Source organism: Leucothrix mucor DSM 2157 (genome assembly GCF_000419525.1).
GTDB lineage: Bacteria > Pseudomonadota > Gammaproteobacteria > Thiotrichales > Thiotrichaceae > Leucothrix > Leucothrix mucor.
In genome coordinates, this window is record NZ_ATTE01000001.1 from 3155886 (window position 1) to 3177465 (window position 21580).

The 21580-nt window shown below is 46.3% G+C and carries 19 protein-coding genes and 1 tRNA gene; 7 read left to right on the top strand and 13 right to left on the bottom strand.

Going from position 1 to position 21580, the window contains the following annotated elements:
- Window positions 1-20 precede the first annotated feature (20 nt).
- Window positions 21-1325 (bottom strand): TIGR03862 family flavoprotein, encoded by a 1305-nt coding sequence (locus tag LEUMU_RS0114285; protein ID WP_022952970.1) that lies wholly within the window; start codon window positions 1323-1325, stop codon window positions 21-23.
- A 111-nt stretch (window positions 1326-1436) separates the two neighbouring features.
- On the opposite strand from LEUMU_RS0114285, the gene bioA reads away from it, so the two are divergent.
- On the top strand, window positions 1437-2753 hold the full coding sequence (gene bioA / locus LEUMU_RS0114290) for an adenosylmethionine--8-amino-7-oxononanoate transaminase (protein ID WP_022952971.1): 1317 nt from the start codon (window positions 1437-1439) through the stop codon (window positions 2751-2753).
- Window positions 2754-2832: 79 nt separating this feature from the next.
- A tRNA-Leu gene (locus LEUMU_RS0114295) sits at window positions 2833-2919 on the top strand.
- Window positions 2920-3006: 87 nt separating this feature from the next.
- Here the strand turns inward: LEUMU_RS0114295 and LEUMU_RS26140 are convergent.
- The 5 genes from LEUMU_RS26140 to LEUMU_RS0114320 all read right to left on the bottom strand — a co-directional run bounded on the left by LEUMU_RS26140 (window position 3007) and on the right by LEUMU_RS0114320 (window position 8459).
- Window positions 3007-3552 (bottom strand): NUDIX hydrolase, encoded by a 546-nt coding sequence (locus tag LEUMU_RS26140; RefSeq protein WP_022952972.1) that lies wholly within the window; start codon window positions 3550-3552, stop codon window positions 3007-3009.
- A gap of 899 nt (window positions 3553-4451) precedes the next feature.
- Window positions 4452-4883: an ATP-dependent zinc protease family protein gene (locus LEUMU_RS0114305; RefSeq protein ID WP_022952973.1), complete on the bottom strand. Its 432-nt coding sequence runs from the start codon at window positions 4881-4883 to the stop codon at window positions 4452-4454.
- A 180-nt stretch (window positions 4884-5063) separates the two neighbouring features.
- Window positions 5064-6236 carry a hypothetical protein gene (locus LEUMU_RS0114310; RefSeq protein WP_022952974.1) on the bottom strand — a complete coding sequence of 391 codons (1173 nt, stop codon included), beginning with the start codon at window positions 6234-6236 and terminating at the stop codon, window positions 5064-5066.
- Between the two features lie 294 nt (window positions 6237-6530).
- Window positions 6531-7601, bottom strand: coding sequence for a homoserine O-succinyltransferase MetA (gene metA / locus LEUMU_RS0114315; protein ID WP_022952975.1), 1071 nt, complete (start codon window positions 7599-7601; stop codon window positions 6531-6533).
- 12 nt (window positions 7602-7613) lie between these two features.
- A complete protein-coding gene (locus LEUMU_RS0114320) occupies window positions 7614-8459 on the bottom strand; it encodes an ATPase (RefSeq protein ID WP_026744788.1) in 846 nt (281 codons plus the stop codon).
- 209 nt (window positions 8460-8668) lie between these two features.
- Here LEUMU_RS0114320 and LEUMU_RS0114325 point away from each other — a divergent pair, with 209 nt between their 5' ends.
- Window positions 8669-9031, top strand: a complete 363-nt coding sequence (locus LEUMU_RS0114325) for a hypothetical protein (RefSeq protein WP_157474350.1) — start codon at window positions 8669-8671, stop codon at window positions 9029-9031.
- A 26-nt stretch (window positions 9032-9057) separates the two neighbouring features.
- Here the strand turns inward: LEUMU_RS0114325 and LEUMU_RS0114330 are convergent, their stop codons facing one another.
- Both LEUMU_RS0114330 and LEUMU_RS26145 read right to left on the bottom strand, forming a co-directional pair.
- Window positions 9058-12174 (bottom strand): efflux RND transporter permease subunit, encoded by a 3117-nt coding sequence (locus tag LEUMU_RS0114330; RefSeq protein ID WP_022952978.1) that lies wholly within the window; start codon window positions 12172-12174, stop codon window positions 9058-9060.
- Window positions 12171-13568, bottom strand: coding sequence for an efflux RND transporter periplasmic adaptor subunit (locus LEUMU_RS26145; RefSeq protein ID WP_022952979.1), 1398 nt, complete (start codon window positions 13566-13568; stop codon window positions 12171-12173). The genes LEUMU_RS0114330 and LEUMU_RS26145 overlap by 4 nt, the downstream gene beginning before the upstream one ends.
- Window positions 13569-13807: 239 nt before the next feature.
- On the opposite strand from LEUMU_RS26145, the gene LEUMU_RS0114340 reads away from it, so the two are divergent.
- Both LEUMU_RS0114340 and LEUMU_RS0114345 read left to right on the top strand, forming a co-directional pair.
- Window positions 13808-14602, top strand: coding sequence for an undecaprenyl-diphosphate phosphatase (locus LEUMU_RS0114340; RefSeq protein ID WP_022952980.1), 795 nt, complete (start codon window positions 13808-13810; stop codon window positions 14600-14602).
- Window positions 14603-14706: 104 nt separating this feature from the next.
- The gene (locus tag LEUMU_RS0114345; protein WP_022952981.1) at window positions 14707-15039 is read left to right on the top strand and encodes a hypothetical protein; all 333 of its coding nucleotides are present in this window, start codon (window positions 14707-14709) and stop codon (window positions 15037-15039) included.
- 55 nt (window positions 15040-15094) lie between these two features.
- On the opposite strand, the gene LEUMU_RS0114350 is transcribed toward LEUMU_RS0114345, so the two are convergent.
- Complete coding sequence (locus LEUMU_RS0114350) at window positions 15095-16690, bottom strand: ABC-F family ATPase (protein WP_026744789.1); 1596 nt, start codon at window positions 16688-16690, stop codon at window positions 15095-15097.
- 111 nt (window positions 16691-16801) lie between these two features.
- On the bottom strand, window positions 16802-18370 hold the full coding sequence (gene mltB / locus LEUMU_RS28110; RefSeq protein WP_022952983.1) for a lytic murein transglycosylase B: 1569 nt from the start codon (window positions 18368-18370) through the stop codon (window positions 16802-16804).
- 363 nt (window positions 18371-18733) lie between these two features.
- On the opposite strand from mltB, the gene mazG reads away from it, so the two are divergent.
- Complete coding sequence (mazG, locus tag LEUMU_RS0114360; RefSeq protein ID WP_022952984.1) at window positions 18734-19555, top strand: nucleoside triphosphate pyrophosphohydrolase; 822 nt, start codon at window positions 18734-18736, stop codon at window positions 19553-19555.
- Here mazG and LEUMU_RS28115 read toward each other — a convergent pair.
- Genes LEUMU_RS28115 through arsC form a run of 3 tightly spaced genes read right to left on the bottom strand, consistent with a single transcriptional unit; the run spans window position 19547 to window position 20936 of the window.
- Window positions 19547-19993, bottom strand: a complete 447-nt coding sequence (locus LEUMU_RS28115; protein ID WP_022952985.1) for a DUF2069 domain-containing protein — start codon at window positions 19991-19993, stop codon at window positions 19547-19549. The genes mazG and LEUMU_RS28115 overlap by 9 nt on opposite strands.
- Entirely contained in the window at window positions 19990-20583 is a 594-nt protein-coding gene (gene wrbA / locus LEUMU_RS0114370; RefSeq protein ID WP_022952986.1) for an NAD(P)H:quinone oxidoreductase, read from the bottom strand. The genes LEUMU_RS28115 and wrbA overlap by 4 nt, the downstream gene beginning before the upstream one ends.
- A complete protein-coding gene (gene arsC, locus LEUMU_RS0114375; protein ID WP_022952987.1) occupies window positions 20583-20936 on the bottom strand; it encodes an arsenate reductase (glutaredoxin) in 354 nt (117 codons plus the stop codon). The genes wrbA and arsC overlap by 1 nt, the downstream gene beginning before the upstream one ends.
- Before the next feature lie 77 nt (window positions 20937-21013).
- Here arsC and LEUMU_RS26160 point away from each other — a divergent pair, with 77 nt between their 5' ends.
- Complete coding sequence (locus LEUMU_RS26160; protein ID WP_022952988.1) at window positions 21014-21541, top strand: TlpA family protein disulfide reductase; 528 nt, start codon at window positions 21014-21016, stop codon at window positions 21539-21541.
- Window positions 21542-21580 lie beyond the last annotated feature (39 nt).

Below are 21580 nucleotides of genomic sequence, written 5' to 3' on the forward strand. Positions count from 1 at the left end.
TCCTCATAATTAAACCAGTATTAACTGGCACTCTTTTCTAGTGTGCGAATGACGCCTTGGCCAACGCGCTTACCCGTCGCTAAACAGGCTGTGAGCAAATAGCCACCGGTTGGCGCTTCCCAGTCCAACATTTCACCAGTACAAAACACACCCGGCAACTGCTTTAGCATCAACTGTTCATCCAACGCTTCAAACGGTACACCACCCGCCGTACTAATGGCTTCATCAATCGGCCGCATGCCGGTAATCGTGATTGGCACGGCTTTAATTAATGCGGCTAATGCTTTTGGCTCAGTAGGTATGCCAGTGGTTGTTTTACTCGCTTCAAAGACTAACGCACTCTTCGCGCCATCCAGCTTTAAACGCCCTCTTAAGAAGGCTCCTAATGACTTTTTGGCTGGCTTACTCTCCAGAATCGCTTCCAACTGCTGATGGCTATGGTGAGGGCACAAATCCAAGTAAAACGTAGCACTGCCAGTGGCTAAAATAGTTTCTCGTAAACGAGCGGAAAAAGCATAAATCAAACTACCTTCCACGCCATATTCACTCAGAATCATCTCACCTGAGCGCTGCTCGGATTGGCCAGCCAGATCAGTAAACTGCAATGATACCGACTTTAAGGGCGACCCCGCAAATCGACTACGTAAATGCTCACTCCAGTCGCTTAGAAATCCACAGTTAGCAGGCTTTAGCGGGTTAGTCTCAATACCTCGCTCAGCCAATAACGTCACCCAACTGCCATCACTACCCAGCTTCTTCCAACTCGCGCCGCCTAATGCCAATACAACCGCCAGATAGCCACTACTTACCTCACCATCCGGCGAGCTAAACACCAGCTGCTGTTGCTCATCATCCCAGCCTAGCCAGCGATGACGCGGATGAATGCGTAAGCCTTGCTGTCGTAATTGAGCCAACCACGCCCGCAGCAATGGTGCGGCTTTCATTTCCTTTGGGAAAATACGGCCTGAAGTCCCGATAAAGGTTTCCACGCCAAAGCTCTGACACCACTGGCGAATAGCATTTGCATCAAAGGATTCCAGCATTGGTCGCAATACATCACTACGCGCCTCGAAACGACTGCAAAAATCATCAAATGGCTCAGAATGAGAAATATTCAAGCCACCAATACCTGCCAGTAAAAACTTACGTCCCACCGATGGCATAGCATCGTACAAATCCACCGAGTAGCCTGCCGCCGTTAGCTCACTCGCTGCCATTAACCCTGCGGGGCCACCGCCAATAATGACAATCGGTAAATCGGAAGACAATGTGGGTGACTGGCTGCTCAAGCTGGAAAACTCATGTGAAAAATCAGCGCGCATCATAACACGATCAGCCTACTTTGCTGCTGGGAATTGAGCTAACAAGCGGAAGCATTTATTGTGTAAATACCCGATAATACGCAGCTTCTCCAAACACAAACCACCGGCCCGTTTATGACTCCTGATCAGCTCATCGCATACGATAAAACCCACATTTGGCACCCATACACCAGCATGCAAAACCCCATTCCGGCGTTTCCGGTGGCTTCGGCGCAAGGTGTTGAAATTACCTTGGAAACTGGCGAAGTACTGGTCGATGGCACCTCCTCCTGGTGGACAGCGCTGCATGGCTACAACCATCCCGTATTAAATGAGGCAGTTACCGAACAGCTAGGCAAAGTGGCGCACGTGATGTTTGGTGGGCTAACGCATGCACCAGCAGTAGCACTGGCCAAGCAGTTAATAGACATCACCTCAGAGAATTTACAGCATGTGTTTTTTGCTGACTCCGGCTCGGTAGGCGTCGAAGTTTCAATAAAAATGGCACTGCAATACTGGCTAGCGCAAGGGCGCAGTGAAAAGCACCGCTTACTGACTGTGCGCAGTGGCTATCATGGCGATACCTTTGCCGCGATGTCGGTCTGCGATCCAGTCAATGGCATGCACGACATGTTTACCGGCGTGCTCATCAAACATTTATTTGCCGAGGCGCCACCCCGCTCTGCCAGTCCCGCTCAATGGCAAGACAGCGATATTGATGCGTTTAAAACCATGATCACTGAACATCATGCTGAGATTGCCGCCGTGATACTGGAGCCGATTGTGCAAAATGCGGGTGGCATTCGCTTTTACCATCCTGAATATTTACGGCAAGTTCGGGCGCTGTGCGATGAATTTGATGTGTTATTGATTTTGGATGAGATCGCCACCGGCTTTGGCCGTACGGGTAGTTTGTTTGCTTATGAGCAAGCCGATATCGAGCCGGATATTCTAGTGTTGGGTAAAGCGCTGACTGGTGGCTATATGACCTTATCTGCGGTACTAACCAGCCGCAAGGTTGCGCACGGCATTGGTAGCGATGGGCAAGGTGTATTGATGCATGGGCCGACCTTTATGGGTAACCCGCTGGCCTGTAGTGTGGCAGTGGCGAGTATCAAACTATTACTGGAATCTGATTGGCAAACGCGGGTCATGTCTATTGAAACGCAAATGCGCGAAGAGCTTAGTGCTTGCCTTGAACTGGATATTGTTGCAGATGTTCGTACCAAAGGCGCGATTGGCGTAGTGGAGCTAAAGCAAGCCGTGGATATGCATTGGATTCAACCGCGCTTTGTTGAACTGGGTGTGTGGATACGGCCATTTGGAAAACTAGTGTACATTATGCCGCCATTTGTTATTGAGCCCGCGCAACTGAGTAAACTGACTCAGGCTATTTTTACGGTGGTTTCGGAGTTTGATCAGCAGGCGATGCAAAATAATTCTGGAAAATGACGGTTGAGTTAAAAAAAATCATGACAAATTATTTTATTCAGGTAGAATGCGCCTCTCAATTAGAGCAGTACTGCTCTTTGCCGGGATGGCGGAACTGGTAGACGCGCCGGATTCAAAATCCGGTTCTGGTAACAGAGTGGGGGTTCGATTCCCCCTCCCGGCACCAAATATCAAACTAAGGTTTTCTAACTTAGTACAAAAAGCCTTACAGTTAACGCTGTAGGGCTTTTTTATGACGGCAACTTTTACACCGCTACTGAGCAAGCACCTGCCACTTCCCCGCCATTCGCAGCATTGATTCTTCACGAGTAAAGTCCGCTAAGTTTCCAATCTCAACCCAGCTTAAATCGTACGACTCTTCACTCACGATATACTCATCACTACCAATCGCCCTCACGGCAAAGCGTACATCATAATGATAGTGCTCTGGCTCATCACCCCGCGCCGGTATAGCATGAATATCAATATCAAAAATCTCAGCTGAAACCGGCTCAAATGCTACCAGACCAGACTCTTCAGCCACTTCTGTCAATGCAGCCTTGAGAATATCGGACTCCCCATCAGCATGGCCACCGAGTTGAAACCATTGATTCAGCTTTTTATGATGAGTCAGTAGTACATGAGTACCCGCCCCATTCACAACCCAAGCCGAACCGGTAACATGTCCGACTTGTTGAGAGCGCTCAAAACAATCAACATAGCTCGTTACGAAATCTTTAAAGCGGGTAACGGTTGGCACTTCCTGAGGGTGTTTAATGAGGTAGGTATTTAGTAACGTTAAAATGGGTTCTCGCTTCATAGTGGGCTCTCCTGAAATTTGAGGTGGAACACACCACCCTACTTCACTCAAGTCAGAGGAAAACCCACATAGATACAAGACCTTACCTTATCCATTAAGCCATTTACTGCTGAAAGGTAATTACTAGCAGATTTAAAGCCTTAAACACCTTTAATTTTGACTTTCTCGTTACCTCTAAAACCTGTATTTAAGCCAAAAACAAGAGCGCCCTAAAGCCGGGGGAAGCGTTAGGGCGCGGGGGTTGAGATAGGCGATGACCTTATTTTTATTATTGATAGGTCGCTCTTCTCGGGGCTTGCTGGTAAATCTTTTATTATTATTTTGTTGTTTTTGTTTTGTTGTTGATTAAGTAGTTGCACATCGCGTGCCAACTTTTCAATAAAACACCAAGCCATTGATTAGTAACAACTTAAATAAAAATAAAATAAGATTTTCATCCTAAACATATCAAAACACCCTGTCGCTAAGTGACACTCTGACGACTAAAATGCGTCACATGTTAACGTTGTCACTTATTTGGCAGAAGAAATGTCAGCGTTAGGGTAATACCGGTGATCAGTAGCAGAAAAGTTGCGGCAAAAAGGCAAAGGGAATTGCACAAAAGCAAGCGCAGAGGAATAGGAAAAGCAGCCTGAGATGGGCTATTTTAGAAAAATGTAGAAAACTTAACGTTTATTCATGTACCGTTCATCGGGAATTTATATAATGAACCCACTTCAACGGATAGCCAAGCAGTCGACGATAACAACAATAAATATCACAATAATAAGAATAAACTGACTGGTACTAATAAAAACAAAACGCTGCTCCGCGAAGTGATCGAAATATCGGGATACATAATAAGAAGATTCTGGGGTGAATTTCACCCCACCCACTTTCTCCTAAAGCCAACCAAATGGCTACCTACCTTGCAGATACGATGCACCCGAATCCACAACAAAGCGATTTCGCATCGCTGTACGCCCTAGTAACATTCTGAAGCGCATATTATCGCGATTACTTAGGGTGAGTTCCGCATCAAAAGTATGCTCACCAATCACCAACTTTGAGCTAATCACATAGCGCATTTCTGTATGTCCACCAGAATCCGTCACCGGACGACAATCAACTACTTTCGCCTCACACCACTGCTCTGTCACAGTATCCTTTTGATTAGGATGCACACCAAAGCGCACCCAATTTTCACCATCCTTCTCAAAAGGCTCTACGGTAAATGCATGGATACAAGAAGTTCGTGCGCCTGTATCAATTTTAGCCTTTACCCGACTAATACCCAGCTCAGGCAGTCCAATGTATTCACGCCAGCCAAGCCCTGCTAATTGCTCTGCCATAATTTAATCATCACCCATATTAAGTTAATCCAAAATTACCACAAGCCACCCTTACTGAGCAGTAATTTCTCTAACGATAGCCACTTCTAATTATTACAGACACAAAAAAGCGGAGGATATAAATATCACTCCGCTCTTTTTTAAGCTATCACATTAACCACGAATCGTGGTCATACGATATTAACGTAGACGGTAGCTAACACCCATGTTCAGAGAGGTATCTACTTTTTCGTTGTTGTTGTCGATGTCATCACTAACTTTTGATGCCTTAGCAGTCAAAGTCAGATCCAACTGGTTGTCCAGGTAGTAACGGAATGTAGAAGCCAAAGTGTTAGTAGTAACATCTTCAACATCATCTTCGCCAGAGTTGCTGTAATCCAGTAACCAAGCATTTTCCCAGTCAACTTTATCAGTTAGCTCGTGAGTCAATGTCATTGCATTGTTCACTTGGTAAGCTGTGTCATCATCACCATAAATGGTAGACAGTGAAGCTACGTTAGAGAACTGTGTGCGGTTGTTCAGAGGACGGTGGTATTCAGCACCAAAATCCAGTGAAGGGTCTCCGCCGTCAGAACCGTCGTAGTTAGTAATAACTGCACCAACACCACCACGTACTAACCAGCCGTACTTACGAGTAGAGATGAATTCGTTTTGCAGAACGTCGTTAGCTTTGATTACGCCACCAGCGCCCAGACTTCCACCCAGTGCTTTCTCAATGTCAGCAATCCAGTGCTGGTCATAGCTGCCGTAGCCGAACTTGCTCTTGTACTCATCTTCACGAGCAACAATGTTAGCAACTTGCTGGTAAACTGCTTTTGAAGGAACCGCTGTCAGTGCGCCTTGCTCACGCAGTGCTTCAACTAAACGAATCGCTTTAGCCATTGGCGTAACGTTAACAACACGACCGTAACCTAGACCAAGACCTACCTTGGAGTATGGGTCATCAGCATCTTTCTTCAGACCTAAGTCAGCAGAACCATACCAGAACGCACCTTTTGAACCAGGACGGAAGTAGTTATCTGCAGTGATAGAACCGTTAGCCAAGTAAGTGCTGTCTGACTTATCACCGTCAGTAGAACCACGGCTGATTGAACCGTCTGCATAGAAAGATACGCCAACGTTACGGTTAGGGCTGCTGAATACGCGATCGTAGTCTAAAGACAGCTCTGCATTGTATGCACTTTGGCCTTGGTTACCATCGGTTGTGCTGAACGAGCCATCGATGTATGCATCTTCATAAGAAGAAGTCGCTTCAGTGTAATCATATAGAGTTACTTCTGCAGAAGCATTGCTTGCTGCAACAGTCATTAGCGCTGCAGATACTGCAATAGCCAGTTTAGTATTAACGTTCATTACTTTAAATCTCACTTATATTAAATCAAACTTTATGCTCATCAAATTAGAGCAATATGTAGTTCGTGTTGGCCATAGTGGCCTTTTCGCTATCAATCTTAATAGCTGTTGTAGATCTGAGACAAGAAATGTTTCAAAAAAGTCACTATTATTTTTGAATTTTCTAACAAAGACTCAAAACCTACTGAAAATTGGTATTTTTATAACTAATTAGCTATTTGATGCGGACAATTATTACACACGAACATTTACCATGACTGAATACTATGTGGTAAAAGGTTAATCTTCAAGTTGCTATTTGGTAAGGTTGAGCGGATTTTCGGGATTTATACCACTCATAAAGGGCAATCTGCGCTCCGTGTTGGTTATTTGATACACTAGTCCCATCCAGTTCCCAATGACCGCTAAACCGGAGTCATGCCACGTATTATCTAGGTTTGGAATGATCAACTGCTCTGGGAAAACAGGCAACGACTGGCCGTTATCTAAGGCAGCTTGAAGGCGGTCTTTATATTCTTCAAAAATTGCTTCAGAAGTCAGATTAAAATAATTATCCGGGAACGGTGGGTAATCAGGACGCTCACCTTGCTGGTAACGAATCACTTCCCGCTTAAACTCTTTCAGTAAACTGATGGTGTCATACTCGGGATGCCCCTGAAAATAAACCGTGCGAATCCCATCACCACTGACTGCAAGGTGTACGCCGCCAACCTCCCCTTCGACTAACACCCGCAAACCTGCAGACTCAAAACGCTCACGATCAATCACATTGTATCGAGAGTGCGGCACGTTAAAGCGAGTATTAATATCTGACACTAGAGGATGTTTTTTATCCGTCACCCGGTGCGGGTAAACCCCCCAGCGCTTATAGCCTAAATGCTGGCGACGCTCTCCATGCCGAGCCTCCAAAACAGCATGCGTTGCCAGACAAGAGCACAGGGTTGATGTCACATTCTCATGAGCCCAATTAGTGATCTCTAACAACGGCTCCCAGAACGGTTCTTCAGACAAATTATCGTGGGTTACGTTAGCCCCCGTAATAATTAATGCGTCCAAACCCTCTGCACGAATCTGATCAAAGGTTTCATAGTAAGTATCAATATGCTGTTGTGCTTCAGCGCCCCGTTCTTGATGTGGCAAGGCAAACGGATGCACTCTGAATTGCGCAATGGGGTTACTGGCACCGATCAGGCGAAAAAACTGCCGTTCCGTTGGAATCAGTGCCGCATCCGGCATCATATTCAACAAACCAACGTGTAGCGTTCGAATATCCTGCTGCTCAGCCCGCTCCGAACTTAAGACAATTTGTCCTTCCTCATGTAACTGCTGAAAGGCGGGTAACTCATTATGGGCAATCAATGGCATAGTAAATACTCGTTAAACGTGACGATCAATCGCCGTTTCAATCAAATTCAGGAAGTCTTCTTCGCACTTAACCTGATAAAGCTCAGTGGTCTTAATCGTGTAGGCAAAGCGATTGGCAATATCCTGATAGCGCGGAATGCGAGCATTAAATAGCTTAGGAAATACCCAGCGTACAAAATCATCAGGATTAACCAATGCCACATACTCCAGCCCCCGCTCGCTCATGTAGATGGCTAGCTGCTCATCTAAAAAGGCTTCACGGTAATATAATGGCTTGGGGGAGCTGACAGCCCGACCGATCAACACCTGCTCATCGGCATCGGTTGCCTGAATGTAGATCATCAGAGTATGACGATCCAGGGTCTCCAACACTTCCTCGTTATCCAGCTCACACACACTGCCACCGGCATCATTAATAAAATGATTAAAGCCATACAGCTTCTGTGATTTTGCCATAAACTCTGGCACATCCAGCATGGCCGCAACTTCAGCATGGTGATGCAGTTGCAAACGGCGCTTAAACTCTTTCAAGCTTAAGCCGCCAAGCTCAGGATTACCCAGCTTACCCAGAAAGCTGGACAAGGGCTTGAGGTGATCAAAGGTAATATTATTGCGAATATAAATGGAGTCGCTGCGCAATAGATCCCGCAAAAAGGGAACCTGCATGGCTTGCGATTTTATATTATCCAGAATTGGCTCGTTCATGTAGTGCGTGCCAATGCGGTAATCACCGGAGTAGTGAAACCATTCACGGCTACGCAAAATATTGGACAGGTAAGTCTTACCCACGCCCGACATTCCCAATAATGTGATGGATTTATGCGTCCAGTGACGAAATTCTTCTGATGATAGTCTCACTTTACTATTACTGCTTACGCTAAAAACGCGCATTATACCGCGAACACAGCACCACGCACCCTATCTTTAATCAGGGGAATTTTTGGCGTGGAGCTGGTATTGTAATTATCTGGCTATATCGTAATGATAATAAATACTTACTGGGCGAATCGTCATATTTGCTCTATAAATAGTCAGCAACACCCCAAGCATCATTAAACAAGGACAGTATGATGAAGATTTTCCCGCCCCTGTTAGCGCTGATTTTATTGGCGCCAGCGGTGATGGCTACCAGTCAACCCGATAAGCAAACCACCGCAACAGAACATGTACCAGCCCCCAGCGTTAAAAAAGAAGATCCTTCGGACAAGTTAAAAAACGTCAAAGTCAGCCCCGAAGAGAAAGCCTTTATTGTTAGCCAGTGCCGAAAATTTGCGACCGAAGATGGTATTACTGAAGAGCACACCAATACTTATTTAGATATCTGCGTCAGCGAATTGACCATTGCTGTCAAATCCGCCATCTACGAACGCAAACAGAAAGCGACCGTGATTATCCCGGCAAGAACTCCCAACGCCCCTCAGGCGATGTAAGTTCTTGCAAGGCGCTTATGAAGCCTTTAAGCATTCATTAGCGCTTCGGATGGTTCGGCTTCTGATATCTCAATAAAGCCGATATCTTCCATAATGCCGTACAAAGCTGGCAACACAAGCAGCACCAGCAACGTTGCGCTTAACATTCCGAACACCACACTGGTTACTAACGGAATCAGCAACTGTGCCTGCAAACTGGTTTCAAACAGCAAAGGCGCCATACCGGCAACAGTAGTCACCGATGTCATAAACACGGCCCGGAAACGATCATGCACCGCCTGTTTTGCCGCATCGTGCAAAGCCATGCCTTCAGCACTGCGATATTTCACAAACTCCACCAGCAAAATCGAATCATTCACCACAATACCTGCCAGTGAGACAAAGCCGATCATACTCGGCATCGACAGGTCCTGCCCCATTAGAATATGCCCCCAAATCACACCAATCAGCGCCAAGGGAATATTCACCATCACCAACAACGGCTCACGGTAGTTTTTAAATTGCAGACTCAGCAGTAAGAAAACCCCGAGTAAAGCCAGCACAAAACCGCTTAGAATCGAACTATTAGTTTCATTGCCGCTAGCCACTTCACCTTCCAAAGCGACACCAACTCCGGGATAGCGCTTTTCAAGCTCGGGTAAAAACTTCGCCTGAAAATCTTTAAGCACTTCAGCAGTATTTGCCACTCGCGAGTCTATATCACCATAGATATTAATCACTCGCTTGCGCTCAATATGACCAATCCGTGCGTATTCACGTTTTTCAGTAATTTGAACCAGGCTAACCAACGGAATGGCTTCGCCCGAACTGGTGATAATATTAAAGTTATCAAAGTCAGCCAGTGCCGTTTGTGCGCTACTGCCCAGTTTTACCTGTATTTCGTAAGCTTCAGTGCCTTGATAAACATCATCCACCTTCACACCTTGGTAAGCCGCTCGTAACTGCGAGGCCACCATTTGCGAAGTGACTCCTTTTCGCAAGGCACCGGGCTTTAACGTGAAGCTAAATTGTGGCTTACCGGGACGAAGATTGTCCGCAAGATTGGATACCCCTTTATAACCATTAAGCCAATTCTGCACCTCCCAAGACACTTCAGATAACTGATCAAGATCATCGCCACTTAAGCGAATATCAATCGCACGCCCTGCAGGACCAGGCGATGGCTCTTTAAATTGAAGGTTGATGGCAATCGGAATATCGCCGGTATAACGTCGCCAGGCAGGAATGAATTCACGCAGACTGGTGTTTCGGTATTCCGTTTCTAAGAAGTCGACTCTGACTGTGGCAATGTGTGTTCCACTTTCTGAGGAATCCACATTCTTGTTGTAGGTCACAATCACGTTTTTCAGCAGCTCTTGATCGTTTTGGTCGGCAAACTCATCACGCGCTTTATTTAAACTTTGGATTAGTGTCTCAACCACTCCTTCGGTTTTTGCCAATGGCGTACCTTGTGCTAGTAGTACTCTAGCCTCAACGACATTCCCCTCGAGACTTGGAAAGGCTTTAAATTTCAGACCACCCGTGATAATCATACCGATTGAAACAATCAGCAAACCAATAGCCAAACCCACCGTGATGTAGCGAAAACGGATAGCCAATCCGCCCATGTGTGTTGCCCCATTACGCAAGCGTAAAAAGCCCTTCTCAAAAAGTACACGCCAGCGAGGCGGCTCTCGCTCATGACCATGCTCCAGCGAATGCTTTAGGTGGTGCGGCAATACAAAAAATGCTTCAAACAAACTCACCGTGAGTACTGACAGCAAAACGACTGGTAACACACCCAGAATTTGCCCCAAGTCACCCTTCATAAACAACAAGCTACCAAACAGCAACGCTGAGGTTAGGAATGAGGAAAACACCCCACGTATCACTCGCTGAGTACCAACGACAACGGCCTCGGCGGGGTTATGGGTCTTTTTATACTCATGGGCGATGCTTTCAGAAAGCACGATAGCATCATCCATCAGAATACCAATCGCCATCAGCAATCCCACCATTGAGATCATATTAATACTGACGCCAAACCAACTCATCATTGCCAAACCACCTAAAAAGGAGATCGGTAAACCCATCGCAATCCACAAGGTATAGCGCCAACTGAAAAACAAATACAACACTAAGCTGGCTAAAATCAGCCCCTGCCAGGCATTAGTAGACAACAGCTGTAGCCGGTCATTAATAATCGTGGCCTGATCATTCGTCAGCACCATTTTAGTACCCGCCGGCAAACGCTCCACTTGGTCATCAACAAAGGCTTTAACCTTGTCAAACACTTTGATGGTATCGTCGCTGCGGTTTTTGGTGACACTCAGTACCGCAGCACGCTCACCATTAAACTCAATTCGCTCTTCATCTAAATCAAACTGATCTTGTATTTTGGCAATGTCACCTAAGCGAACTTCACCACCTTTATCGGTATTCAGGATGACCAAATCAGCCAACTCTTCAACCGTTTTACGAGCATTCGAAAAGCGTACCAGATAACTTTTATCCGAGCTTTCGATCGTGCCCGCAGGCAAATCCACTGCTTGAGATTGAATTAAGCTGGCAATGTCCTGAATGCTTAGTCGGTACTTCAGCATTGTCTCGGCATCGACCAACACCATTAACTGATGCGTTGAAAAGCCTGACACTGAAACTAGTGGCACACCCGGAATCGATAACAATGCTTTACGGTAGTACTCTGCCAAGGCTTTAAGCTCAGAGGCCGTTAGCCCCTCTGAGGTAATCGCGATATCAACCACTGCATCGGTGCGACCGGACTTAGTGACAACCACATCTTCTACTTCAGAAGGAAAATCGGTAATGGTATCGACAGCAGAGTTGATATCATCCTCGAACTGCTTAACATCACCGCCTTCCTGCATGCTTATGGTTAGGATTCCAACACTATCGCGTGCTTCACAACTTTGCTCATCAGTGAAGCTAATACCATCCGTAGCATCTTCTAAACGCGTACAAATAGCCTCTTCAACATCGGCCGTACTGGCGCCGGGGTAAGCCGCCGTCACCGTAAATTTATTTAACTCCAGTGCAGGAAAGGTTTCCTTATTTAGCGATGGCACAGTCACCAAACCCAGTGCAACAATTGCCACCATCAGGATATTGGCTGCCGTTGGGTGCAGCGCAAAAAAGCGAATCATAAAGCAACCTCACCTAGCGCTTCTTTACGAAGAGACTCTAGCTCCTCCGGCAACTCAATCGGCTTAAGCGGAAGCCCTTCAATGACTGGCACTAAATCACTGATAATGACTTGATCTCCAACCGATAAACCATCAGCAATGACCACCAAATTACCCTGCGTCATCATTGGCGTGACCGGACGAATCTCCAGCTTATTATCCGCACCCACTACGTAGGCTCGCCCTTCATGAACGGCTTCGCGTGGAATCACAATATAATTAATGGGTGGTGCTTTAAACTCGACCGCCACGTACAAGCCTTTTAATAACGGTGGACGCTTACCGGGCATCACGCCTTCGTATGGATTTTCTACCCGAACCGTAAAACTCACCGTGTCGCGAGTGCTATCGACCGACTCACCCACTCGCACCAACTTTGCATTCCAACTAACGGGAAGCGAATCAGCAACTTGGTGTACTTTGGCTTCCAGCGCTAATTTACTCAGCGCACTCTCCATTTGACTAACGGCTGGCGCTGCCCCCAAATCTTTTACAAACGCGCCCATCAGCTGCCCAACAGACCTAACCGATAACTGTGCATCAATCTCAACCGCCTGTGTGCCGAGTGCTTCAAATAGCTGAGTACCCGCCGAGACAAACGCACCCTCTTCTGCCAGCACCTCACCAATACGGGCATCAAAGGGTAAAGATACTGTTGTCCGCGCTAAGGTATCAGTACTACCAGCAACACTGCTTTTAGATTGCTGAATTTGTGCCTGAACTGCGGCGCGCCGACTTTTAAACGTATCGAGGTTTCCCTGAATGGTTTCGACACTGGCACTTAACTGCAATACTTTCTGTTGCTCAGCATCCAAGGTGGAGCGTGCAATTAAACGCTTATCCCACAAAGACCGTACCCGATTATATTCTTGCTGACCTAATGCGAGGTTTCGCTTCGCAATTTCTAATGAATTTTTAGCGCTTTTTTCCTCGGCCTCTAACTGCTTGAGTGAGGATTGCGTATTGGCCAAGCCCGCTTTACTTTGCCCTAATGAAATCTCATAGGTGGTTGGCTCAATGCGAATCACTTCAGTGCCTGCGGCAATACTGCCACCCTGCTTCAGGCTGGGATGAACATAAGTCACTTTCCCCGCAACCTCTGCCTTGTATTTCAGCACAACCGAAGGCTCCACACTGCCATAACCTACCGCATGCGCCCTAAAGGGAATCTCCTCTACAGTAATCACATGCGCGAGCCGCTCCGGAAACTGTTTCACTTCGTGCTCTAAAGGCGGTTTGCTTTGCATCATCGACCGAACTAACATAACGGCTGCAACAATAATCAAAGGCAGCATCAACATACCAATCCATCGTTTGCTTTTCTTCTTTGTCGGGTTTTCAGTTGCGCTGCTCATAAATTTCCACTCAGTTCAGTTCGGCTAGCTAAAAAATACACTATAATCCATGGCGCTGATTATTACGTAATAACAAAGCAGAGTCAGTTCTCAGCCGTGTAAATAACGCGTAAATTCATTATTCGTATACACTAACGAGTACTCTATTCAGCGGTAAGCTTTCCTCAGGGTGTTTTAACCTGTATTCTTCTCCGAAATTTAAAAAACAATCAGATTTATCTCATTTTAAGTGATTCTTTATGGATATTATTCACGCTATAATTCTAGGCGCCATCGAAGGCTTTACTGAATTTTTGCCCATTTCTTCAACAGGACACCTAATAGTCGCTAGCGAATGGCTAGGACTAGACCAGACTAAGGCAAATGCTGCTTTTGAGGTCATTATCCAACTGGCAGCCATATTGGCAGTAGTTGCGAACTATCGTGAGAAATTCACGGTCAAATATTTTAACTTATGGGTAAAGGTCGCTATTGCATTCCTTCCCATTGGAATAATTGGTTTTATATTCAGCAATCAGATCAAAGCTTTATTTACAGTTCAGACAGTCGCTATTATGTTTATAGTCGGAGGTGTGGTATTTTTGATCATCGAGTATTTCCAGAAAGGTCGTGTGCCTGCAACTAAAACGGTTGATGACATTAGTTATAAGCAAGCAATCTGGGTGGGTATCGCACAGGTGTTTGCATTGGTTCCGGGCACCAGCCGTGCCGGTTCTACCATCATCGGAGCAATGATCGTGGGGCTGAGCCGTAAGGCCAGTGCGGAATTTTCATTCCTACTCGCAATGCCAGTAATGGTAGCAGCCAGTGGTTATGACCTTCTCAAGCACTACGAGGAATTTACTGGCGCAAACTTAATTGCATTGGGCGTTGGCTTTGTAACGGCATTTATCGTGGCTTATCTTGCCATGAAGTTGTTCATTAACTTCCTGGAAAAATTTACCTTTGTAGCATTTGGTATTTACAGAATCTTGTTTGGTGGTTTGCTTTTAGCCTTAATTTATTCTGGCTATCTCGGGGGCGGCACGCACTAAAACAAACTACTCACCTAAAGATGACTGTAGGGGTCAGGCTGTAGGGCTACGGCTTAAGTGAGCGCTAGACAACATCTAATTAAAACAATGAATTCGGGGGTTTCATGAGAATAGTTAGCTGGGGGCTTTTAATTGCCACCTTAATGCTGAGCAACATGTCGGCATTTGCGGCAAGTAAATCAGAGCTTTACGGAAATTGGAAAGCGGTTTCTGGACCGCCCATTCAACTCCACTTAAAACGCGATATGCATTATGTCTATACTTACAAGATGCTAACGTTTATGGGGAAGTGGTCGATATCAGGCAATGAATTAACACTGACTTATACGGTACTGGGAAGACCAAGAAAAAAAGAATCGAGCGTTTCATTAAAGAATGGCTTTATGACAATGCGCTCGAATGAGTATTCAACAGTTGTCTTAAAGAAGTCTCGCTAATCTAAAAGCAAGCAGGCTGGAACAGTTTTCTGCTCCAGCCTGCTCTTGACTTCTATTAGCCGTCGATACTCTGACTAGCTAAGTACTCATCATAAGTACCGGTAAAGAAGTTAATACCATTTGGTGTCAGCTCGATAATGCGTGTCGCCAACGATGATACGAACTCACGGTCATGACTGACGAATATCAAGGTACCTTCATAGTGATCAAGCGCCAAGTTTAACGACTCGATAGATTCCATATCCAAGTGGTTAGTCGGCTCATCCATCAGCAAGATATTTGGCTTCTGTAGCATTAGGCGACCAAAGATCATACGACCTTGCTCACCTCCGGAAATCACCTTAACGGACTTTTCACTGTCTGCTTTAGAGAATAACAAGCGGCCTAGTACACTACGTACTTCCTGCTCATCATCTTCTTCACCGCGCCACTGATCCATCCAGTTAAACAGGCTTTCTCCAGACTCAAAGTCATCACCATGATCCTGTGCGCAATATCCAATATTGGCATTTTCAGACCATTTTACTTTTCCGGAATCAGGTGTTAAACCGCCCTGCAGGCAACGCAGTAACGTCGTTTTACCGATACCGTTGGGACCGATGATCGCGATACGCTCACCCACCTCAACCATCATATCGATATTTTTGAACAGCTCTTCACCATCAAAGCCTTTGCTCAAGCCGCTCACTTCAACCGCTAAGCGATACAACTTCTTCTCTTGCTCAATACGGATGTAAGGATTCACACGGCTGGATAACTTAATATTATCAAGCTGGATCTTGTCGATTTGCTTAGCACGAGAAGTTGCCTGACGCGCTTTAGACGCATTTGCCGAGAAACGACTTACGAAAGCCTGCAGCTCTGCGATCTTCGCCTTCTTCTTCGCGTTATCAGCCATTTGACGTTCACGCGCCTGAGTGGCAGCCGTCATGTATTCGTCGTAGTTACCTGGGAATGTACGCAGCTCACCGTAATCCAAATCAGCCATGTGAGTACACACACTGTTTAGGAAGTGACGATCGTGCGAGATAATGATCATCGTACTTTTACGATCATTCAGAATTTTTTCCAACCAGCGGATGGTGTTGATATCCAGGTTGTTGGTCGGCTCATCCAGCAGCAGAATATCTGGATCGGAGAACAGTGCCTGTGCCAGCAAAACTCGCAATTTCCAACCGGGAGCAACGGCGCTCATTGGGCCGTAATGCTGCTCAACTGGAATATCCAAGCCTAGCAATAATTCACCGGCGCGAGACTCAGCGGTATAGCCATCCATCTCACCGAACGTGATTTCAAGATCAGCAACCTTGATACCATCGTCTTCTGTCATATCTGGCAGCGAGTAGATGCGGTCACGCTCAGCTTTAACAGCCCACAGTTCTTCATGCCCCATGATGACGGTATCAATGACACTGAATTCTTCATACGCAAACTGATCCTGACGCAGCTTACCCAAGCGCTCATCAGTATCTTTAGAAACGTTACCGGATGTTGGGACCAGGTCACCACCGATGATTTTCATCAGTGTAGATTTACCACTACCATTGGCTCCGATTAAACCGTAACGGTTTCCCTCTCCGAACTTCATGGAGATATTTTCAAAAAGAGGCTTCGCCCCGAATTGCATCGTAATATTAGCTAGTGAAATCAAGTGACTGTGTCCATCGCTGAAAGGTTTTGCAGAATGTAATCCTTTAAACAAAAAACCTCAAGCCATGGCCTGAGGTTTCTTGGTAAAGCATGCTAGTAGCTCAGTATGATATCAGAGCAACCGGCCCGCTGCACGTGTCAGCAAATCCTGATCACGGGAAGCCTCCAGTAATGGCGTTCTTACCCGGCTTGGCTTAACACGCTTCTTGATTTCCTGGGCCAGCTCATGAACAGCCATCGCATAGTGAGTGCTGTGGTTATAACGCGTAATCACGTAGAAGTTATTGCCGCCAATCCAATACTCTTGGCCGCCAGTCACATTCAGCTTAATCATATTAACCTGACCAGACACCCCATTATAAGATGGCTTCAAACCTCTGCGAGCTAAGGTTGTCAAAGAGTGCTTATACTTAAAGCCTGACTTCATTGAGGCATAACCGTTACCACCCGTACGGATTGCAGGAATTGCCGCAATCTCACCACGACGCCAGCCGTGCTTATTCAGGTAGTTCGCCACGCTGCCGATTGCATCGACCGGTGTCCACAAGTTAACCCCACCATCACCATCATAGTCCACACCGTATTTCTTGATATTACTCGGCATAAACTGTGGCAACCCTAAAGCACCGGCATAAGAGGCTTTTGGCTTTAATGGATCTAAGCCGGTTGAGCGCGTCATCAGAAAGTAACTTTCCAATTCGCTGGCAAAGTACTTACCACGACGTGAATTCATAAATGACATGGTCGCCAAGGCATCAACCGCACGGTCAGTACCGACATTGCCACCATAGATTGTTTCTACACCCATGATACCCAGAATGTATTCTTCCGGAACACCGTATTGATTGGCTGCACGCTCCAATGTTCTGCGGTGCTTATTCCAAAATGCGGTACCGGTATTAATGTGCTTAGAGGTGATAAAGCGACTGCGGTAACGAGTCCAGTTAGGCGCGCCACCACTTTTCTTGCGCAGCTCTGGATGTGCATCGGAATACGCCATGCGCTTCAGCCATTTAGTGGCTTCTGCACGACTCAATACGCCCGTCACATAATTACGGTCAAAACCATGACGATTCACCATCATATTGATGAAAGCCATTGCCTGTGGGTTGCCTGCAAAATCACCCGTTAGAGTGCCTTGCGAATAATGATTATAGGTCGCTTTTTTGGCAACACGCGCGGGCTGTGGTCGGTAGCTTACCTGACGCACTGCTGCAGGCTTTGGTGCTACATAAGCGGTACGCTGAACTGCTTTGCGTGGGACTTGTGCCATTCTGATTTGTGGAGCCGGCTGCACTTTTTTCGCCACTCTAACGGCAGGCTTTGGCTTATGAACCTTCACCACAATTGGCTTAGGTGGCACATAGGCTTTCGCTTTAACCACTGGCTTGGCCACCACTTTACGAGGTGCTGCTTTCGCTACTTTTACCGGAGCCTGGCGCTTAACAACCGGCGCTTTGACTTTAGCTTTGGCAACCACTTTAGGAGCCACCTTGGCGACAACTTCTGGCTCGTCTGTTGGCCACGTCATTGTGCCATCCGAAACCACTGCCGCTGTTTTAACTGCAACTTTAGGAGCGGGAGCATCTGCCTTGATCTCTCCGCCATTACTGCATGCCCCCAGTAGCACTGCTACTGATGCAAGACAAGCCATATTAAACTGTTTTAATTTGATCTTCATGAAGTCCAATCCAATTGATTCTACTATTATTTTTTTTGATAGTGACTGACGACGATTGACCCGCTAATCGATGATTTATCAGTACTGAAGCTGGCTTACAATACTGTAATTTTTTTGATTAAACCAGTTAAAGTGAGTCTCGCTAATGTCAGATTTTAACACATTCCCCGTTCGTCACCTTAACAAGCAGAGTCTGACAGCCGGCTTAATAATCAATAAAAACCAACAAAACATTCAACACTGAACAATCAGTCAGCATTTTTATCTGCTACACACCTTCCCGCTTGAAAGCTTACTGCTGACAACATAAAACGGGCTGTTTTGCGTATACTCTCTTCTGCCTTTTAAGCAGGACTGATAACTATGAGCATCATCAACGATTCTGACCCTAACGCCCTTCAGCAATTATTAGACGTCATGCAAACCTTGCGTGACCCCGAGCAAGGTTGCCCATGGGACCGTCGCCAGACTTGGCAAAGCTTATTTCCATTTACCTTGGAAGAAGTGCATGAAGTGGGCGCGGCGATTGATGCCAATAATCCAGCCGAGTTACGAGACGAACTCGGCGACCTACTCTTTCAAATTGTGTTTTATGCACAAATTGCTAAAGAGCATGGCCATTTTGATTTCAATGCGGTTGCCGATGCCATTAGCCAGAAAATGATTCGTCGCCATCCGCATGTATTCTCAGGCAAACAATACAGCAATGAGGCCGAGCAAAAAGCGGATTGGGAAGCATTAAAAGCGCAAGAGCGCGAGCAGAAAAATACGGAAGGCAGCAGTGGCTATTTTGATGACATTCTACAAAGCCAACCAGCGCTGATGCGTTCTGTAAAGCTGAAACGTCGTGCTGCCAAATTTGGCTTCGACTGGCATGATTGGCGTCCGGTTGTGGATAAAGTCAGGGAAGAGCTGGAGGAAGTGATTGAATGCATGGAGCAACAACAAGGTAAGGAGCGGCTTGAGGAAGAAGTCGGTGATCTGTTAATGGCGACGGCCAACTTATCTCATCAACTAAAAATAGAGCCAGAGAACGCTCTGCGCAAAGCCAATAATAAATTTGAGAAGCGAGTTAATCGCCTTCGAGAGTTATTAGCAATCAAAGGCGATGATGCGAATTATGACGATGAGGCGCTAGATCAAGCTTGGCAACAAGTTAAACGAGAGGAAGCCAACTCACTCTGAAACCTTGGGGTCGGCTTTTGCGTTGGCTTCTTCTTTGGAGGTAGCTCCTTCTTTGGCAGAGGCTTCTGCTTCGGCAGCATCTAGCTTAGCCTGCTCTACCCGATCGTGGTTGCGGGCGTAGAAGTAACCACCAAGGTAGAGACCCAAGCTTAGAATAATCATCAAAACCCCGTAGAGCCTATCGGCGGGGTCGATGACATGCGAGATTCCAGCTAAGAAGTAGAAGAACGCTAACACCATGGCCGCAACATGCGTGCCACGTCGCCCATACAGAATGCCCCGCATAAAAAACAGCAAGGGAATGCAGAAAACGGCAATTTCAAAAGAGCGCGGGACGTTTTGTACCGTAGCCAGCCACCCATTCCAGATGATAACTAGCAGCAACAACCCAAATAGCGACACCAGCGTTAAAATATTGGATGATTTTAATGAGTTCATGCAGACAACTTCACAGCTAAATTAGCGATGCGCTTACCTAAAGCAATACATAAACGATGCTCATGATCACTCACCGACTGATCATTCTGAATACCAGCAACATGGGATGCACCATAAGGTGTGCCACCAGTCTCGGTCGTCATCAGGTCGGATGAGGTATACGGAATACCGCTCACCAACATGCCATGATGCAATAAGGGAACCATCATTGATAACAAGGTAGCCTCTTGCCCACCATGCAGACTAGAGGTCGAAGTAAATACCGCAGCAGGTTTACCCACCAAGCTACCCGATACCCACGCAGCTGAAGTTTGCTCCAGAAAATACTTTAACGGTGATGCCATTGTGCCAAAGCGCGTTGGAGAGCCCATAATTAAACCATCGGCATCCACCAATTCCTGCAAGCTCACATAAGGCGCGCCACTGTCTGGCACCCTGCTTTTAGTGGCTTCGCTAACGGGGGAAACTTCGGGCACGGTGCGAAGAACCGCTTCAACACCCTCAACTTGCTCGACACCGCGCGCAATGAGTTTGGCCAAGTCTTTCGTTGCGCCATGGCGACTGTAGTATAAAACCAGTATTGTTTTCATTACAGAATATCCAACACAGACTCTGGCGGACGATCGATCGCCGCTTTATTATTTTTGACTACAATCGGGCGCTCAATTAAACGAGGATTGGCCACCATCGCATCCAGCAATTCATCCTCAGTCAATGAGGCATCATCCAGACTAAGTTCCTTATACTCCGGCTCGCCTTTGCGCATCAGTTCACGGGGTGACGAATTCAAAAAGCTAAGCACCTGTTTTAAGGTCGCTTTTGATGGGGGCGTTTCAAGGTATTTAATGACTTCAGGCTGCTCGCCTTTAGACTCCAACAACTCCAGTGTTGCTCTGGATTTTGAACAGCGGGGGTTGTGATAGATGATCGTTTGCTCGCTCATGACAATACCTGTGGAAATCATTCAAAACAGCTGAAAACGTGCTAATTTACCACGTAACAAGCTAAGGGTAATAATTTATGTTTTATTTAAGAGTCGTTTTACTGGCGGCACTACTGGCAAGCACCAGCAGCTTTGCAGCGCCGGTTAAGGATTTCAGCTTTGAAGATAGTGATGGCAAAGCTTTAAAGCTATCAGACTATCGAGGCAAATGGGTTGTGGCTAATTATTGGGCCATTTTTTGTCCGCCATGCCGTGTGGAAATTCCTGACTTGATTCGCTTTGTAAACAATAATCCGGACGACGTTGTGGTGTTAGGCATGGATGCGGGTATGGATACGCCAGAAACCTTAAAGCAATTCATTGCTGATCAGGGCATCAACTACCCAATCATTCCTACACAGGAAAGCACAATGTATGCCTTTGGTGAAGTGATCGGCATTCCAACGACTTTCATCATCTCACCTGAGGGTGAATTGGTAGATACCCATGTCGGACTGCTGAGTTATGAAAACCTAGAGTTCTATGTCGACCCTGAAAAATCAATGGAAAATGATCCACAACCTAATCCTAAGGGCTTTTGGAGTCGTTTGCTAGACTGGGGATAAGCTCCGATAGATACAGCAGGTAATAAAAAAGCCGCTATC

Bases quoted from the DNA above. Each gene is read 5' to 3' on its own strand.
- LEUMU_RS0114285 (WP_022952970.1), bottom strand. From the start codon at position 1,325: ATGATGCGCGCTGATTTTTCACATGAGTTTTCCAGCTTGAGCAGCCAG.
- bioA (WP_022952971.1), top strand. From the start codon at position 1,437: ATGACTCCTGATCAGCTCATCGCATACGATAAAACCCACATTTGGCAC.
- LEUMU_RS26140 (WP_022952972.1), bottom strand. From the start codon at position 3,552: ATGAAGCGAGAACCCATTTTAACGTTACTAAATACCTACCTCATTAAA.
- LEUMU_RS0114305 (WP_022952973.1), bottom strand. From the start codon at position 4,883: ATGGCAGAGCAATTAGCAGGGCTTGGCTGGCGTGAATACATTGGACTG.
- LEUMU_RS0114310 (WP_022952974.1), bottom strand. From the start codon at position 6,236: ATGAACGTTAATACTAAACTGGCTATTGCAGTATCTGCAGCGCTAATG.
- metA (WP_022952975.1), bottom strand. From the start codon at position 7,601: ATGCCATTGATTGCCCATAATGAGTTACCCGCCTTTCAGCAGTTACAT.
- LEUMU_RS0114325 (WP_157474350.1), top strand. From the start codon at position 8,669: ATGATGAAGATTTTCCCGCCCCTGTTAGCGCTGATTTTATTGGCGCCA.
- LEUMU_RS0114330 (WP_022952978.1), bottom strand. From the start codon at position 12,174: ATGATTCGCTTTTTTGCGCTGCACCCAACGGCAGCCAATATCCTGATG.
- LEUMU_RS26145 (WP_022952979.1), bottom strand. From the start codon at position 13,568: ATGAGCAGCGCAACTGAAAACCCGACAAAGAAGAAAAGCAAACGATGG.
- LEUMU_RS0114340 (WP_022952980.1), top strand. From the start codon at position 13,808: ATGGATATTATTCACGCTATAATTCTAGGCGCCATCGAAGGCTTTACT.
- LEUMU_RS0114345 (WP_022952981.1), top strand. From the start codon at position 14,707: ATGAGAATAGTTAGCTGGGGGCTTTTAATTGCCACCTTAATGCTGAGC.
- mltB (WP_022952983.1), bottom strand. From the start codon at position 18,370: ATGAAGATCAAATTAAAACAGTTTAATATGGCTTGTCTTGCATCAGTA.
- mazG (WP_022952984.1), top strand. From the start codon at position 18,734: ATGAGCATCATCAACGATTCTGACCCTAACGCCCTTCAGCAATTATTA.
- LEUMU_RS28115 (WP_022952985.1), bottom strand. From the start codon at position 19,993: ATGAACTCATTAAAATCATCCAATATTTTAACGCTGGTGTCGCTATTT.
- wrbA (WP_022952986.1), bottom strand. From the start codon at position 20,583: ATGAAAACAATACTGGTTTTATACTACAGTCGCCATGGCGCAACGAAA.
- arsC (WP_022952987.1), bottom strand. From the start codon at position 20,936: ATGAGCGAGCAAACGATCATCTATCACAACCCCCGCTGTTCAAAATCC.
- LEUMU_RS26160 (WP_022952988.1), top strand. From the start codon at position 21,014: ATGTTTTATTTAAGAGTCGTTTTACTGGCGGCACTACTGGCAAGCACC.